Raw genomic sequence first — 14,281 nt, forward strand, 5'->3', positions numbered from 1 at the left:
TGACGGCAAGGGAAGTCAATGGAAATGGCAGTGGGAAACAGCTGAAAGGCCCGTAGGATCAGTCGTTGACTGTTCCTACGGGGAGCATCCCGCTGTCAGCTATTAGGCAGCAAGCGACAAGTAATGCTCTTGATATACCGCGTCTCGACAATCGCCGGATGCACCGGGTGGTCCGGGCCCTGGCCGCCGCGTTCGAGCATCTGGATATTGCGATCCAGGTGACGGGCGCTGGTCAGCAGGATGTTTTGCAGATCGTCTTCCGGCAGGTGCATCGAGCACGAAGCGCTGACCAGGATGCCGTCCTTGCTGAGCAGGCGCATGGCTTGCTCGTTGAGGCGGCGGTAGGCGCCTTCGCCATTCTTCATGTCTTTTTTGCGTTTGATGAAGGCCGGTGGATCGGCGACGATCACGTCGAAGCGCTCTTCGCTGGCTTTCAGTTCTTTCAACGCTTCAAAGACGTCGCCTTCGATGCAGGTCATCTTCTCGGCAAAGCCGTTCAGCGCGGCGTTGCGCTCTACGCCGTCGAGGGCGAAGGCCGAAGCGTCGACGCAGAACACTTCACTGGCGCCAAAGGCTGCAGCTTGCACGCCCCAGCCGCCGATGTAGCTGTACAGGTCGAGCACGCGCTTGCCTTTGGCATACGGGGCCAGGCGGGCGCGGTTCATGCGGTGGTCGTAGAACCAGCCGGTTTTCTGGCCCTGGATCACCGGGGCTTCGAATTTCACGCCGTTCTCTTCCAGCGCCACCCACTCCGGCACCAGGCCGAAAACCGTTTCGACGTAGCGGTTGAGGCCCTCGGCGTCGCGTGCGGCGGAGTCATTCTTGAACAGGATGCCGCTGGGCTTGAGCACCTGGGTGAGGGCCGCGATCACGTCTTCTTTATGCGCTTCCATGGTCGCCGAAGCGATCTGCACCACCAGGATGTCGCCGAAACGGTCAACCACCAGGCCCGGCAGCAGGTCGGAATCACCGTAGACCAGGCGGTAGAACGGCTTGTCGAACAGGCGATCACGCAGGGACAGCGCGACGTTGAGGCGGTGCACCAGCAGCGACTTGTCCAGCGGCAACTTGATGTCGCGCGACAGCAGGCGGGCGCAGATCAGGTTGTTCGGGCTCATGGCCACGATGCCCAGGGTCTTGCCGCCGGCTGCTTCCAGGATAGCCTGGTCGCCTGCCTGGAAGCCGTGAAGTGGGGTGGCGGCCACGTCGATTTCGTTGCTGTAGACCCACAGGTGGCCGTTGCGCAAACGACGATCGGCGTTGGCTTTGAGACGCAGGCTTGGCAGGGACATGACGTCGCTCCGGAAAAAAGAGCGGGAGTATACCCTTTGCGCACTCTTTCATGTGGGAGCTGGCTTGCCTGCGATGCGGGCGGTGCGGTGTATCAGACGTACGGTGGTGATGCTATCGCAGGCAAGCCAGCTCCCACATTTGATCGGGTTTCAGTTTGGGTTTTTGGGTGTCGGTCACGGCTGCATAAGGGGTAGAATTCGCGCCTAGTCCAGAGTGTGTATTTATGTCCCAAGAGCTTTCCGCCGAGCAGATTCAACAGGCCCTGCAAGGCATCAGCGTGCCGCCCCAACCGCAAATCATGGTGGATTTGCAGATGGAGCAGTACATGCCCGACCCGGACCTGGAAGTGATCGCACGGTTGATCTCCCAGGACCCGGGCTTGTCTGGTGCGCTGCTCAAGATCGTCAACTCGTCGTATTACGGCTTGAGCAACAAGATCGCCTCGATCCAGCGTGCAGTTAACCTGCTGGGCAGCCGGTCGGTCATCAACCTGATCAATGCCTTGTCGATCAAGGGCGAGATGAGCGACGACACCATCGTCACCCTCAACCGCTTCTGGGACACCGCCCAGGATGTGGCCATGACCTGTCTCACCCTGGCCAAGCGTACTGGTTCCCAGGCCGTCGATGAAGCGTATGCATTGGGCCTGTTCCACGATTGCGGCGTGCCGCTGATGCTCAAGCGTTTCCCCAACTATATGGCAGTGCTGGAGCAGGCTTATGCCAGCGCCGGCCCCGAGCGCCGCGTGGTCGACACCGAAAACAACGCGTTCCACACCAACCATGCAGTGGTCGGCTACTACACCGCCAAGTCCTGGCGCCTGCCGGAGCATGTCACCGATGCCATCGCCAATCACCACAACGCCCTGGCGATTTTCAGCGATGAGACGTCGCGCAATCCGCAGCTTAAAAACCTGCTGGCGATTTTGAAGATGGCTGAGCATATCTGTTCGTCCTGTCGCGTGCTGGGTAACCAGGCCGTGGACCATGAGTGGAACGCGATTGGCCATCTGGTGCTGGATTACGTGGGCCTGTCGGATTACGACTTCGAAAGCCTGAAGTTGTCGATCCGCGAACTGGGTGCGCACTGAACAGTCATTCAAGAGGTACACATGCCCGAGTTACCTGAAGTCGAAACCACCCGACGCGGCATTGCCCCGCACCTGGAAGGCCAACGCGTCAGTCGCGTGGTGGTGCGTGAGCGGCGCCTGCGCTGGCCGATCCCGGAAGACCTGGATGTGCGCCTGTCCGGGCAGCGCATCGTGCTGGTGGAACGGCGGGCCAAGTACCTGTTGATCAATGCCGAAGTGGGCACCTTGATCAGTCACTTGGGTATGTCGGGCAACCTGCGTCTGGTTGAGGTCGGTATGCCCGCGGCCAAGCATGAACATGTGGATATCGAGTTGGAGTCGGGGATGGCCCTGCGCTACACCGACCCTCGGCGTTTCGGCGCGATGCTCTGGAGCCAGGATCCGCACAACCACGAGCTGCTGCTGCGTCTGGGCCCGGAGCCGTTGACCGAGCTGTTTGATGGCGAGCGTTTGTTCCAGCTGTCACGCGGCAAGTCGATGGCGGTGAAGCCGTTCATCATGGACAACGCGGTGGTGGTGGGCGTGGGCAATATCTATGCGACGGAAGCGCTGTTTGCGGCGGGTATTGACCCGCGGCGTGCCGCCGGTGGCATTTCACGCGGGCGCTATTTGAAGCTGGCGATTGAGATCAAACGGGTGCTGGCCGCCGCTATCGAGCGGGGCGGCACCACGCTGCGCGACTTTATCGGCGGTGATGGGCAGCCGGGGTATTTCCAGCAGGAACTGTTCGTGTATGGCCGTGGCGGCGAGGCGTGCAAGGTCTGCGGGAGCGAGTTGCGCAATGTGGTGCTGGGGCAGCGGGCGAGTGTGTTTTGCCCCAAGTGTCAGAGCTGATAGCTTTGTGATGGCTGAGATTGTCATCGGGGGCAAGCCCCCTCCCACACTTTGATTTGTGAACACATTCAAAATGTGGGAGGGGGCTTGCCCCCGATGAGGCCCTCACAGGCACTAAAAAACTCAGGCCTTACCGGTAATCTTGCGGTACTTCTCCATCAACTGCTCTTCAGTCTCCGGGTGCGCTTCATCCAGCGGAATGCAATCAACCGGGCAAACCTGCTGGCACTGCGGTTCGTCGTAGTGGCCGACGCACTGGGTGCACAGGTTGGGGTCGATCACGTAGATCTCTTCGCCCTGGGAAATGGCGGCGTTCGGGCACTCGGGTTCGCAGACGTCGCAGTTGATGCAATCGTCGGTGATGATCAGGGACATGGAAACTCCTGCCAGGGCACTCTGCCAAGGCATCTGAAAACTAATGCGCGCAATTGTGCCGCATTGGCGCCCGCAGTGCGAGCAGGCACCGATTGAGCGGTCTTACTTCTTGAAGCGCAATGTCAGTGCGTCCGCCACGGCAGGATGCACGAACTTGGTGATATCTCCGCCCAAAGCAGCAATTTCACGAACTAACGTCGAGGAAATGAACGAATAACGCTCCGACGGCGTGAGGAACAGGCTTTCCACGTCCGGCGCCAGTTGGCGGTTCATGTTGGCCAGTTGGAATTCGTATTCGAAATCCGACACCGCCCGCAAGCCGCGCAAGAACACATTGGCGTTCTGCTCCTTGGCGAAATGCGCCAGCAATGTCGAAAAGCCCACTACTTCCACATTCGGCAGGTGCTTGGTGACCTCTTGCGCCAGCTCCACACGTTGTTCCAGGGGAAACAGCGGGTTTTTCTTGGGGCTGGCTGCGACCGCGATGATCACATGGTCGAACAGGCGAGAGGCGCGTTCGACCAGATCGCCATGGCCTTTGGTAATCGGGTCGAAGGTACCTGGGTACAACACTCGGTTCATCGCGTCGTCCTGGCGGAGTCCGTTGGGGAACCGGATGGTATCGCAGCCATCCCGGTCGGCCAAGTCGACTTACGTAGATAAATGCCGTGAATCGAACGGTTTTTCACGCTGTTTTCAGACGTTCGGCCAAGGCTGACGCCAGTTGGGCGCTCAATCCATACACCGACAACTGGGGATTTGCCCCGATGCTGGTAGGAAACAGCGAGCCGTCATGAATAGACAGGTTACGCAGTTGGTGGTGGCGACCGAGGCTGTCGGTTACCGCATGCTTCGGATCTTCGCCCATGGCACAGCCGCCCATCACATGGGCGCTGCCAAGGGTTGTGCGGTGCAACTCCAGGTTCAAACCGTCAATCATGCTGCGCGCTTCGGCCAGGCTGTTCACGTACCGTGCGTCGTGATGCAAAGGCTTGACCGATTTGGCCCCTGCCGCGAACTGAATCTCGGCCATGCTGTGGAAGGCCCGGCGCAGGCCGTCCCAGGCGTAGGGCGAAACCTGATAATCGAGCACGGGTGTGCCATCGCCGCGTAAATCCACGCTGCCGCCCGGGCTGTCGGGGTGAAAGCCGTCGCGCAGCAGGGCGAGCATGGCGTGGGTGTGAGGCAGTTGGTTCATGTCCAACGCGTTCTGTTTGCCGTAACCGCCAAACAAGGTGCTGGCCAATCCTGGGTGTAAGGGTGGCGCTTCGAGCTTGTAGGACATTTTGCCGGTAGTGCCGTCCTGCCATTGGAAATGGTCGGAGTAAATCGATTGCGGCGCACCGTAGAACGGGTTGATCACTTCGTCGAACAGCCCCGCCGAGAAGTTGACTAGGTGCAAGAAGGTCCGCTTGCCCAGCCGCGAATGCGGGTCGGGCGCGTCCGAGCGCATCAGCAGGGCCGGGCTATTGATACCGCCGCCCGACAGCACGTAATGCCTGGCTTTTACGGTGATCTTGCGCCCGGTCGGCGCCACGCAGCGCTCGTCCATGGCCACGCATTCCAGGCTGCTGATGGTGTCGCCGCTGTATTTGAGCTGCTCGGCGCGGGCGAGGTACAGCAGTTCGCCGCCTTTCTCCAGGGTGGAGGGGATAGTCGTCACCAGCATCGATTGTTTGGCGTTCACCGGGCAACCCATGCCGCAATAACCCAGGTTGAAGCAGCCGCGCACATTGCGCGGGATCACATGCCAGCTGTAGCCAAGCTTTTCGCAGCCTTTGCGGATCACATCGTTGTTGGCATTCGGTGGAAGCGCCCAGGGTGCGATGCCCAGGCGCTGTTCCATTTTTTCGAACCAGGGCGCCATCTCGGCGCTGCTGTGGCCCTTCACCGCGTATTCGCTGGCCCAGTGGGCGAGGGTGGCGTCGGGGGTACGAAAGCTGGAGGTCCAGTTGATCAAGGTGGTGCCGCCCACCGCCCGGCCTTGCAGGATGGTGATGGCGCCGTCCTTGCTCATGCGGCCGATGCCTTCCTGGTAGAGGCTGGCGTAGGCTTCGTCTTCGAGCAGCTTGAAGTCACTGCTGGTCTTGAGTGGGCCCTCTTCGATCAGCAACACCTTGTAGCCAGCGGCGCTGAGGATCTCTGCGGTGGTGCCACCACCGGCACCGCTGCCAATAATGGCTACATCGGCTTCCAGGGTCAGGTCGTTGTCGAGGGCGGCACCATTGTGGGTTTTCCAGCCACGGGCCAGGCCATCACGGAACAGATCGGGTACGGGCATCAGGGTCGTCTCTGGTTTTTATTGTGAGGGATGCGAATCAGATCTTCGGTGGGCCGGGATAACCGCAATGGGCCCAGGAGGCGGGCCGAAAATACCAGGCCATGATCACCAACTTGAGCAGCGAGCCCTGTCCCATGCGCAGCAGGTTCAGGTAGCTGTTTTCCCAGCGGTGCAGGAAGTTGCGGATCTGCTCGCTGCTGGCATTTTCCCAACTGCCCCAGATACCGGTCAGCGGGCCGCGGGTGATGCCCATGCCCAGCACGTCGAATAACTGCTGGGTGAGCTTGAACATCTCCGGCGACAAGTTTTGCAGGCTGTAGTCGAGTTTTTTCAGGGTGTCTTCAATGCCTGCGACCACTGTCTCGGCGCTGGCCGCACCCTCCAGCAGCACTGGGATCACCGCGCGCAAGAACGGCAAATCACTGGCGCGCAACATCGCGAAGCCGCTGGCCGGCGTACTGCTGGAGCAACCGCTGAGACTGGCGCCAAGCCCGGCGGTGGCGAGGAAAGCGCTGGCGCACAGGCCGATTTTCAAGACGCCGCGCCGAGACAGTGCGGGTGAATCGTTCAGGCTGGGGTTCATTGTTTTTATCGTCCTGAAGGTGACGGTTATCAGCGGATAAACAACTTCTGGATCAATTTCTGAATCGATTTGCCGTAAGGGGGGTAGATCAACTTCGCCGCGTTCAGGCGCTGTTTAACCAGCACGCCCTTGGCCTTGCTGAATGTCAGGAAGCCTTCATGGCCGTGGTAATGGCCCATGCCCGACGGGCCGATGCCACCAAAAGGCATGTCGTCCTGGGCAACGTGCAGCAAGGTGTCGTTCAGGCATACGCCGCCGGAATGGGTTTCGTGAAGCACACGCTCCTGCTCGTTCTTGTTGTAGCCGAAGTAGTACAGGGCCAGTGGGCGTGGACGCTGGTTGATGTAGGCAAAGGCTTGGTCAAGGCCGCGATACGGCACGATGGGCAAGAGCGGGCCGAAAATCTCGTCCTGCATGACTGTCATGTCGTCGCTGACATTCAGCAGCAGGCTGTGGGCCATACGTCGAGCCTGGCCTTGCTCGTACAGTGGGACCAGGGTGGCGCCCTTGTCGGTAGCGTCCTTGGCGTAGGCATTGAGCCGGGCCAGTTGCCGCTCGTTGATGATGGCGGTGTAGTCCGGGTTGTCGGCCAGGGTCGGATAAAACCCACGTACGGCCTTGGAATACGCCTCGACAAACCCTGCGACGCGGTCCTCCGGCACCAGCACATAGTCTGGCGCCACACAGGTTTGCCCGGCATTCAAGGCTTTGCCGAAGGCGATGCGCTCGGCGGCGTCCTTGAGCGGTACATCGGCCGAGACGATGGCTGGCGACTTGCCGCCCAGTTCCAGGGTGACCGGCGTGAGGTTTTCGGCCGCCGCACGCATCACGTGTTTACCAATGCTGGTGGCACCGGTAAACAGCAGGTGATCGAAGCGCAATTTGGAAAACGCCATGCCCACTTCGGCTTCGCCCAGCACCACGCACACCAGGTCCTCGGGAAAGATCCTGGCCAGCAGCGCCTTGAGCAGTTCGCCGGTGGCCGGTGTGGACTCGCTGAGCTTGAGCATCACCCGGTTGCCGGCGGCCAAAGCCCCGACCAACGGGCCGATAGCCAGATACAACGGGTAGTTCCACGGCACGATGACGCCGACGACGCCCAACGGTTGATAAATGACTTTGGCCGAGGCGGGCTGGAAGGCAATGCCTACAGCGCGGCGGGAGGGTTTCATCCAGCTCTTGAGGTGTTTGCTGGCATAGTGAATGCCATGCAGGCTGGGCATCAATTCGGCGAACAGGGTTTCGTCTGCGCTGCGATGGCTGAAGTCCTGGCTGATCGCAGTGATCAGCGCCTGGCGTTCGTCGCTGAGCACATCGCGCAGGGCCTTGAGCCATTGTTGGCGTTGCGCAGCCGGTGGCATCGGGTTGGCGGCGTAGGCGCGACGCTGGGCTTCGAACAGCTCCTGGAGGTGGTCCAAGGCCTGGGCATCTTGCAGGTAGGCAACGTTGGCAGACATGGCGCAGTTCCCGATTGTTATAGGTCTGCCTGGATTTTTAGAGTCATTGCTCTAAATTGTCAAATAACATTGCAGTAACATCCAGATTTAACCTGGCCGGCATAGGCCGTAAGATGCCCCATCCCGTGTTTGGAAGCTGATCCCCCATGGCACCACGAGTAAAGACCAGCGAGCGCATTGTGCAAACCAGCCTGGAGCTTTTTAACCAGCAGGGCGAGCGCAGTGTCAGCACCAACCATATCGCCGCCCATATGGAGATTTCTCCGGGCAACCTGTACTACCACTTCCCCAACAAGCAGGCGATCATCGCCGTGCTGTTTCGCGAATATGAAGCCCTGGTGGACAGTTTCCTGCGCCCGCCCCAGGGGCGCACGATGGTGGTGGAGGACAAGCGCTTTTATCTGCAAGCCGTGCTGGCGGGCATGTGGCGCTATCGTTTCCTGCACCGCGACCTCGAACATCTGCTGGAGAGCGATCCGGAACTGGCCACGGGCTATCGGCGGTTTTCCCAGCGTTGCCTGATCCAGGGCGGTGCCATTTACCAGGGGTTTGTCGATGCCGGCATTCTGAATATGGACCCGGTGCAAACCGAAGCCCTGACCCTGAATGCCTGGATCATCCTGACCTCCTGGGTGCGGTTCCTGTGCACCACCAACGAAAACTCCACCCACCTGAGCGCCGAGGCGATCAAGCGCGGGGTGTACCAGGTGCTGGTGTTGGAGGCGGGGTTTGTCACGCCCCAGGCCAAGGATGCGGTGGATGCTTTGTTCAAAGAGTTTTACGTGCCGTTGAATCAGGCACTGGAAGAAGTGAAGTAAGACCTTTCCCCTTTGTATTCACAGGAGTCAGTCATGCCGCTTGCCCAACTGATCAGCCCCCCGCAATTGGCCGAGCGCCAGAAGTCGGCAGAGCTGGTGATCCTGGATTGCCGCTTTGCCCTGGAGGACCCGGATTACGGCCTGTGCAGCTACACCGAAGGGCATATCGAGGGCGCGCAATACGCCGACCTGGAGCGCCATCTGAGTGGCCCGGTGACCAAGGGTGTGACCGGCCGCCATCCTTTGCCTGCGGCGGACACCTTCGCCAAACAGCTGCGAGCTTGGGGCATCAGCGCCGACACCGATGTGGTGCTGTATGACGATGGCCCCGGTGCCTATGCCGCCCGTGCCTGGTGGCTGCTGGCCTGGCTGGGCAAGCGTGATGGGGTGTTTATTCTCGATGGTGGCCTCAAGGCCTGGCACAGCGCCGGTTTCCCCTTGAGCCTGGATGCGCCGGTGACCGAGCCGGGCACCTTCACTGGTACGCCGGATAATCGGTTGGTGCTGGATGCCGAGCATTTGCAAAAACGCCTGGGTCAGCCCGGCCTGACCTTGATCGACGCCCGCGCCCAGCCGCGTTTTCGTGGCGAAGTAGAGCCCATAGACCCGATTGCCGGGCATATTCCCGGCGCGCAGTGCGCAGCATTCAATGAAAACCTGGGCAGTGACGGGCGCTTCCTGCCGGCCGAGCAGCTCAAGCAACGCTTTGCTGCGCAGTTGCAGGGGCGCCCGCCGCAGGAGTTGGTGGCGTACTGCGGTTCGGGGGTGACGGCATGCCATAACCTGTTTGCCCTGGCGTTGGCGGGATATCCGTTGGGCAAGTTGTATGCGGGGTCGTGGAGTGAGTGGATTACGGATCCGGCGCGGGAAATTGCAACAGGCGACTGAGCAATTGGCCCTGTAAACCCAATCAAAATGTGGGAGGGGGTTTGCCCCCGATTGCAGTGTGTCAGTCTCAGTATCTGTAACTGATCCACCGCTATCGGGGGCAAGTCGAATCGTCGCACCGCCCCTCCCACATTTTTAACTGCGTTGTGTCAGTAACCACTGTGGGATGCGGCGTTCCAAGTAATAGCCGGGACGTTTCAGTGAACCCTCCACAAAGCCCACATGCCCACCCTTTGTCAGCAATTCAAACTCGGTGCACTCCGACAGCTCACTCGCTTCCGGCAGGCTATGAGCAAACACAAACGGATCATCGGCGGCCTGGATGATCAGTATTGGTGTGCGGATATCGCCCAGGTAGTAGCGACTGGATGCGCGGCGATAGTAATCCTCAGCACTCAAGAAGCCATGCAACGGCGCAGTCACTCGCCCATCGAAGTCCCAGAACGTGCGCATCTTCTCCAGGGAGCCCAGTGCCTCCAGGGTTTTCAGTCCTTCCTCACGTCCATCTTGCAAAAACTGGCGTTGCTTTACGCGAATGTACGCCAGCATCTCGCGCATGAAATGCTTCTGGTAAATCCGCGAAAACCCCAGACCGATGCGATCAGCGCATTGGTCCAGGCGAAACGGTACCGAGACCGCCGCCGCGCCTTGCAGCCCCGAAGTCACGCCGGTTTCGCCCAAGTGCTTGAGCAACACATTGCCGCCCAGGGAATACCCCACGGCATACAGCGGTGCCAGTGGCCGTTTGGCGCGCAGATGGGCAATCGCCGCGGCCAGGTCTTCGCTGGCCCCGGAGTGATAACTGCGCGCCAGAAGGTTGGGCTCGCCCGAGCAGCCGCGCCAGTTCAACGCAACGCTGGCCCAACCTTGGCCGGCGAGGGCTTGTTGCAGGCCGGCCACATAGGGCGAATTGGACGAACCGGTCAGCCCATGCAGCACCAGTACCAACGGTGCGTGCAGGTCATGGGGACCATGCCAGTCGAGGTCGAGGAAGTCGCCGTCTTCCAGCCATAGACGTTCGCGTTGGCGTTCGATATGGGTCGTTGGGCGCAACAGCGGCCCCCACAGTGTTTGCAGGTGAGGGTTGCCGAGGCCGAAGGCGGGTTTGAACAGATCGGAAGAGGGGGTCATGAAACTCTCGGTAGCCAGTGAGCTCGCCGTGGCAAGCTCCCCTGCCACAGGTTAAGCGGCGTTTTCGACCAGGCGATGCCACAACGCGTAATACACCCGTCCGGACTTTTGCTCCCGATGCAGGCGCCAACTGCCCGGCAGGCCGAGCGTTGACGGCGCGGTCTCGCTTTCAGTGTAGATCCAGGCATCCGGTGCCAGCCACTGGCGCTCTTCGAGCAAAGCACACACAGTCGGCAGCAGGTTCTGGTTGAACGGCGGGTCGAGGAACACCACGTCGTATTCAGTCACCGCCTGGGTTTCCAGGTAGCGCAGCGCGTCGGCCGTCTGCACCTGGCCGGTGGTGCAACGCAGCGTGCCCAGGTGTTCCTTGAGGGTGGACACCGCCACATTACTGGCATCCAACGCCTGGCCCTGGGCCGCGCCACGCGACAGCGCCTCCAGGAACAGCGCGCCACTGCCGGCGAACGGGTCCAGCACCTTGGCCCCGCCGATGTATGGCGCAAGCCAGTTGAACAGGGTTTCACGCACGCGATCCGGCGTCGGGCGCAGGCCTACGACGTCGGGGAAGCTCAGCTTGCGGCTGCCCCATTCACCGCCAATGATGCGCAGTTGGCCCACACCGTTATGCACGTTGTGGACAGGTTTTTTCGGGCGAGATGAACTGGCCATTAATGCTCCGGAACCCCGAGCGGCTGCTCGGCAGGTTTATCAGTGGGGGGCGGTAGTGGCTTTTGCGCAATCGTCGGGCCGGCGGTCACGATGACCATCTTGTCGGCGCTCAAGTGTTTGTTCATTGCAGCCTTGACCTGCTCTACGGTCAGGGCCTGGGATTGTTTCATGAAATCTTCCAGATAGCTCAGCGGCAGGTTGTAAAAACCCATGGCGCCCAGTTGCCCGACAATATCGGCGTTGCTGGCGGTGGACAGCGGGAAGCTGCCGGCCAGTTCGCGCTTGGCGTCGTCCAGTTCTTTTTGCGTGGGGCCGTTCTTGAGGTAGTCAGCCAGTACATCCTCAACCAGGCGCAGGGTGCCGCCGCTCATTTCGGCGCGGGTCTGCAAGTTGATCATGAACGGGCCGCGCACCTGCATCGGCGAGAAACCGGAGTACACGCCGTAGGTCAGGCCGCGTTTCTCGCGCACTTCGCTCATCAAGCGGGTGCCGAAGCCACCGCCGCCAAGGATCTGGTTGCCCAGGGACAGAGCTGCGTAGTCCGGATCGGCGCGGTCGATGCCCAATTGCGCAAACAGCAGGTGGGTTTGCTTGGAGGGAAACTCGATACGGCTCAGGCCGGCTTTTGGCTCGGTCGGTTGAGCGATCTTGGCCATGGCGGGCCCTTTGGGCAGCGAGGCCGACACTTTGGCCGTCATGGCCTCGGCCTCAGCGCGAGTCAGGTCGCCGACCACCGCAATCACAGCATTACCCGCCGCGTAGGCTTTGGCGTGGAATGCCTTCAACTGCGCCAGGGTGATCTTCGGCACACTCTCGGGGGTGCCTTCGCTCGGGTGCGCGTAAGGGTGATCGCCGTACAGGCGTTTGAACAGTTCGATGCTCGCCAGCTTGGCGGGGTTCTGCTTCTGATACTCGAAGCCGGCCAGGATCTGGTTCTTGATCCGCGCCAGGGAGTCTGCCGGGAACGTCGGTTGGCCAATAACCTGGTCGAACAGTGCCAGGGCTGCGGTGCGCTTATCGCTGTCGCTGAGGCTGCGCAGGGTGACCAGCGCCATGTCGCGGTAGGCACCATTGCCGAAGTCGGCGCCGAGGCCCTCAAAGCCACTGGCGATCTGGCTGACATCCTTGCCCGGCACGCCTTCGTTGAGCATGGCGTTGGTCATCAGCGCCAGGCCCGGTGTGTCGCCATCCTGGCTGCTGCCGGCGGCGAACAGGATGCGCATGTCGAACATCGGCAGTTCATGGGCTTCGACAAACAGCACCTTGGCGCCTTCGGCGGTGGTCCAGGTTTGCACATCGAGCTTGCGGTTGGTTGGCGCCTTGCCGTCCAGTTCCGCCAGCGACTGCAGGGTGCTGGCCGATTGGGCCTTTTCCAGAGCCTGGCTGGCGACCGACTCGCTCGGGCGCAGGAAATACACGGCACTGGCCGCAACCAGGGTGACTGCGATCAGGCTGGGCAGGATCAGGCGGCTGCTTTTACGATCACTCATGAGCGGTCTCCTCAGGCAAAACATGGGCGACGCTCAGACGTTCGCGGGTGAAATAGGTGCGCGCGGCTTTCTGGATATCTTCTGGCGTCACGCTTTGCAGGTCGGCCAGTTCGGTGTCCATCAGCTTCCAGGACAGGCCGACGGTTTCCAGGGAGCCGATGGCCGTGGCCTGGCTGGTGATGGAGTCGCGTTGGTACACCAGGCCGGCGATGACCTGAGCACGGATGCGCTCCAGTTCTTCAGCGGTCGGCGGCTTGGCTTTCAACTCATCAAGCAGGCGCCACAGGCCGGCTTCGGCTTGGGCGACGGTCTTTTGTTTCTGCTGGTTGGGCGTGGCCGAGAGCATGAACAACGTATCGCCACGGGTATAGGCGTCGTAGTTGGTGGACGCGGCGGATACCAGCTCCTCACCACGCTCAAGTTGCTCGGAGATACGTGCACTGTAGCCGCCGTCCAGCAGGGCCGAGATCAGGCGCAAGGCTTGCACCGAGCGTTTGTCTTCGGCGGTGGCCAGGCCCGGTACGTTGAAGCCCAGGAACACGCTTGGCAGTTGGGTCTGCACCCGCAGGGTCAGCAGGCGCTCGCCGGGTTCGGCCAGCTCCAGCGGGATCTTCGCCGGTGGCACATCACGCTTGGGGATCGGGCCGAAGTAACGCTGGGCCAGGCTTTTCACCTCGTCCGGGGTCACATCGCCGACCACTACCAGGGTAGCGTTGTTGGGCACATACCAGGATTGGTACCAGTGGCGCAGTTCCTCGACCTTCATGCGCTCAAGGTCAGCCATCCAGCCGATGGTCGGCGTGTGGTAGCCGCTGGCCGGGAAGGCCATGGCCTTGAAGCGCTCGTAGGCCTTGGACATCGGGTTGTCGTCGGTGCGCAGGCGGCGTTCTTCCTTGATTACCTCGATTTCGCGGCTGAACTCGTCGGCGGGCAGGCGCAGGCTGGCCATGCGGTCGGCTTCCAGCTCAAAGGCCACGCCCAGGCGGTCGCGGGCCAGCACCTGGTAATACGCGGTGTAGTCATCGCTGGTGAACGCGTTTTCTTCGGCGCCCAGGTCACGCAGGATCAGCGAGGCTTCGCCGGGGCCGACCTTGGCGCTGCCTTTGAACATCATATGTTCAAGGGCGTGGGACAAACCGGTCTGGCCTGGGGTTTCGTAGCTTGAACCAACCTTGTACCAGACTTGGGAAACCACCACTGGCGCGCGATGGTCTTCGCGCACGACCACTTTAAGGCCGTTATCCAGAGTGAATTCATGAGTGGGTTGTGGGTCGGCAGCGAAGGCTGAAAGGGGCAGACAAACTGTGCTGAGCAGCAGGCCTGCGGCGCGGCGGGCTAGAGCATTCATTCGTTTTTTAACCTGTTGGGCTGC

At 61.0% G+C, this 14,281-nt stretch carries 14 protein-coding genes; 4 read left to right on the forward strand and 10 right to left on the reverse strand.

What is annotated here, in order from left to right; all coding sequences use genetic code 11:
* Nucleotides 1–95 precede the first annotated feature (95 nt).
* Entirely contained in the window at nt 96–1,292 is a 1,197-nt protein-coding gene (locus E4O97_RS11390) for a class I SAM-dependent rRNA methyltransferase (protein ID WP_005792302.1), read from the reverse strand.
* Between the two features lie 278 nt (nt 1,293–1,570).
* On the opposite strand from E4O97_RS11390, the gene E4O97_RS11395 reads away from it, so the two are divergent.
* Nucleotides 1,571–2,383: an HDOD domain-containing protein gene (locus E4O97_RS11395; RefSeq protein WP_216092206.1), complete on the forward strand. Its 813-nt coding sequence runs from the start codon at nt 1,571–1,573 to the stop codon at nt 2,381–2,383.
* A gap of 21 nt (nt 2,384–2,404) precedes the next feature.
* Nucleotides 2,405–3,217 carry a bifunctional DNA-formamidopyrimidine glycosylase/DNA-(apurinic or apyrimidinic site) lyase gene (gene mutM / locus E4O97_RS11400; protein WP_005792299.1) on the forward strand — a complete coding sequence of 271 codons (813 nt, stop codon included), beginning with the start codon at nt 2,405–2,407 and terminating at the stop codon, nt 3,215–3,217.
* A gap of 123 nt (nt 3,218–3,340) precedes the next feature.
* Here the strand turns inward: mutM and E4O97_RS11405 are convergent, their stop codons facing one another.
* The 5 genes from E4O97_RS11405 to E4O97_RS11425 form a co-directional block, all read right to left on the reverse strand.
* Nucleotides 3,341–3,592 carry a YfhL family 4Fe-4S dicluster ferredoxin gene (locus E4O97_RS11405; protein WP_003195146.1) on the reverse strand — a complete coding sequence of 84 codons (252 nt, stop codon included), beginning with the start codon at nt 3,590–3,592 and terminating at the stop codon, nt 3,341–3,343.
* A 102-nt stretch (nt 3,593–3,694) separates the two neighbouring features.
* The gene (gene coaD / locus E4O97_RS11410) at nt 3,695–4,174 is read right to left on the reverse strand and encodes a pantetheine-phosphate adenylyltransferase (RefSeq protein ID WP_003195136.1); all 480 of its coding nucleotides are present in this window, start codon (nt 4,172–4,174) and stop codon (nt 3,695–3,697) included.
* Between the two features lie 103 nt (nt 4,175–4,277).
* Nucleotides 4,278–5,873, reverse strand: a complete 1,596-nt coding sequence (locus E4O97_RS11415) for a GMC family oxidoreductase (RefSeq protein WP_148853840.1) — start codon at nt 5,871–5,873, stop codon at nt 4,278–4,280.
* A gap of 37 nt (nt 5,874–5,910) precedes the next feature.
* Nucleotides 5,911–6,456: a hypothetical protein gene (locus E4O97_RS11420; protein ID WP_005792296.1), complete on the reverse strand. Its 546-nt coding sequence runs from the start codon at nt 6,454–6,456 to the stop codon at nt 5,911–5,913.
* 29 nt (nt 6,457–6,485) lie between these two features.
* Nucleotides 6,486–7,913, reverse strand: a complete 1,428-nt coding sequence (locus E4O97_RS11425; RefSeq protein ID WP_078822565.1) for a coniferyl aldehyde dehydrogenase — start codon at nt 7,911–7,913, stop codon at nt 6,486–6,488.
* A gap of 146 nt (nt 7,914–8,059) precedes the next feature.
* Here E4O97_RS11425 and E4O97_RS11430 point away from each other — a divergent pair, with 146 nt between their 5' ends.
* Together E4O97_RS11430 and E4O97_RS11435 are read left to right on the forward strand one after the other, a co-directional pair.
* Entirely contained in the window at nt 8,060–8,731 is a 672-nt protein-coding gene (locus tag E4O97_RS11430; RefSeq protein ID WP_216090438.1) for a TetR/AcrR family transcriptional regulator, read from the forward strand.
* 33 nt (nt 8,732–8,764) lie between these two features.
* On the forward strand, nt 8,765–9,619 hold the full coding sequence (locus tag E4O97_RS11435; protein WP_148853842.1) for a sulfurtransferase: 855 nt from the start codon (nt 8,765–8,767) through the stop codon (nt 9,617–9,619).
* A 135-nt stretch (nt 9,620–9,754) separates the two neighbouring features.
* Here the strand turns inward: E4O97_RS11435 and E4O97_RS11440 are convergent, their stop codons facing one another.
* Genes E4O97_RS11440 through E4O97_RS11455 form a run of 4 tightly spaced genes read right to left on the reverse strand, consistent with a single transcriptional unit; the run spans nt 9,755 to nt 14,257 of the window.
* The gene (locus E4O97_RS11440) at nt 9,755–10,750 is read right to left on the reverse strand and encodes a hydrolase (protein WP_216090437.1); all 996 of its coding nucleotides are present in this window, start codon (nt 10,748–10,750) and stop codon (nt 9,755–9,757) included.
* A 51-nt stretch (nt 10,751–10,801) separates the two neighbouring features.
* The gene (gene rsmD, locus E4O97_RS11445; protein ID WP_216090436.1) at nt 10,802–11,419 is read right to left on the reverse strand and encodes a 16S rRNA (guanine(966)-N(2))-methyltransferase RsmD; all 618 of its coding nucleotides are present in this window, start codon (nt 11,417–11,419) and stop codon (nt 10,802–10,804) included.
* Nucleotides 11,419–12,909 carry a pitrilysin family protein gene (locus tag E4O97_RS11450; protein WP_078822563.1) on the reverse strand — a complete coding sequence of 497 codons (1,491 nt, stop codon included), beginning with the start codon at nt 12,907–12,909 and terminating at the stop codon, nt 11,419–11,421. Before E4O97_RS11450 ends, rsmD begins: the two co-directional genes overlap by 1 nt.
* Nucleotides 12,902–14,257, reverse strand: a complete 1,356-nt coding sequence (locus E4O97_RS11455) for a pitrilysin family protein (protein WP_005792289.1) — start codon at nt 14,255–14,257, stop codon at nt 12,902–12,904. The genes E4O97_RS11450 and E4O97_RS11455 overlap by 8 nt, the downstream gene beginning before the upstream one ends.
* Nucleotides 14,258–14,281: the final 24 nt, after the last annotated feature.

Source organism: Pseudomonas sp. W15Feb34 (assembly GCF_023127765.1).
Taxonomy (GTDB): domain Bacteria; phylum Pseudomonadota; class Gammaproteobacteria; order Pseudomonadales; family Pseudomonadaceae; genus Aquipseudomonas; species Aquipseudomonas synxantha_A.

What these genes read in the sequence shown, in the direction of transcription:
- E4O97_RS11420 (WP_005792296.1), bottom strand. Translation starts at nt 6,456, where the DNA reads ATGAACCCCAGCCTGAACGATTCACCCGCACTGTCTCGGCGCGGCGTC.
- E4O97_RS11440 (WP_216090437.1), bottom strand. Translation starts at nt 10,750, where the DNA reads ATGACCCCCTCTTCCGATCTGTTCAAACCCGCCTTCGGCCTCGGCAAC.
- mutM (WP_005792299.1), top strand. Translation starts at nt 2,405, where the DNA reads ATGCCCGAGTTACCTGAAGTCGAAACCACCCGACGCGGCATTGCCCCG.
- E4O97_RS11405 (WP_003195146.1), bottom strand. Translation starts at nt 3,592, where the DNA reads ATGTCCCTGATCATCACCGACGATTGCATCAACTGCGACGTCTGCGAA.
- E4O97_RS11455 (WP_005792289.1), bottom strand. Translation starts at nt 14,257, where the DNA reads ATGAATGCTCTAGCCCGCCGCGCCGCAGGCCTGCTGCTCAGCACAGTT.
- E4O97_RS11450 (WP_078822563.1), bottom strand. Translation starts at nt 12,909, where the DNA reads ATGAGTGATCGTAAAAGCAGCCGCCTGATCCTGCCCAGCCTGATCGCA.
- coaD (WP_003195136.1), bottom strand. Translation starts at nt 4,174, where the DNA reads ATGAACCGAGTGTTGTACCCAGGTACCTTCGACCCGATTACCAAAGGC.
- rsmD (WP_216090436.1), bottom strand. Translation starts at nt 11,419, where the DNA reads ATGGCCAGTTCATCTCGCCCGAAAAAACCTGTCCACAACGTGCATAAC.
- E4O97_RS11435 (WP_148853842.1), top strand. Translation starts at nt 8,765, where the DNA reads ATGCCGCTTGCCCAACTGATCAGCCCCCCGCAATTGGCCGAGCGCCAG.
- E4O97_RS11415 (WP_148853840.1), bottom strand. Translation starts at nt 5,873, where the DNA reads ATGCCCGTACCCGATCTGTTCCGTGATGGCCTGGCCCGTGGCTGGAAA.
- E4O97_RS11430 (WP_216090438.1), top strand. Translation starts at nt 8,060, where the DNA reads ATGGCACCACGAGTAAAGACCAGCGAGCGCATTGTGCAAACCAGCCTG.
- E4O97_RS11390 (WP_005792302.1), bottom strand. Translation starts at nt 1,292, where the DNA reads ATGTCCCTGCCAAGCCTGCGTCTCAAAGCCAACGCCGATCGTCGTTTG.
- E4O97_RS11425 (WP_078822565.1), bottom strand. Translation starts at nt 7,913, where the DNA reads ATGTCTGCCAACGTTGCCTACCTGCAAGATGCCCAGGCCTTGGACCAC.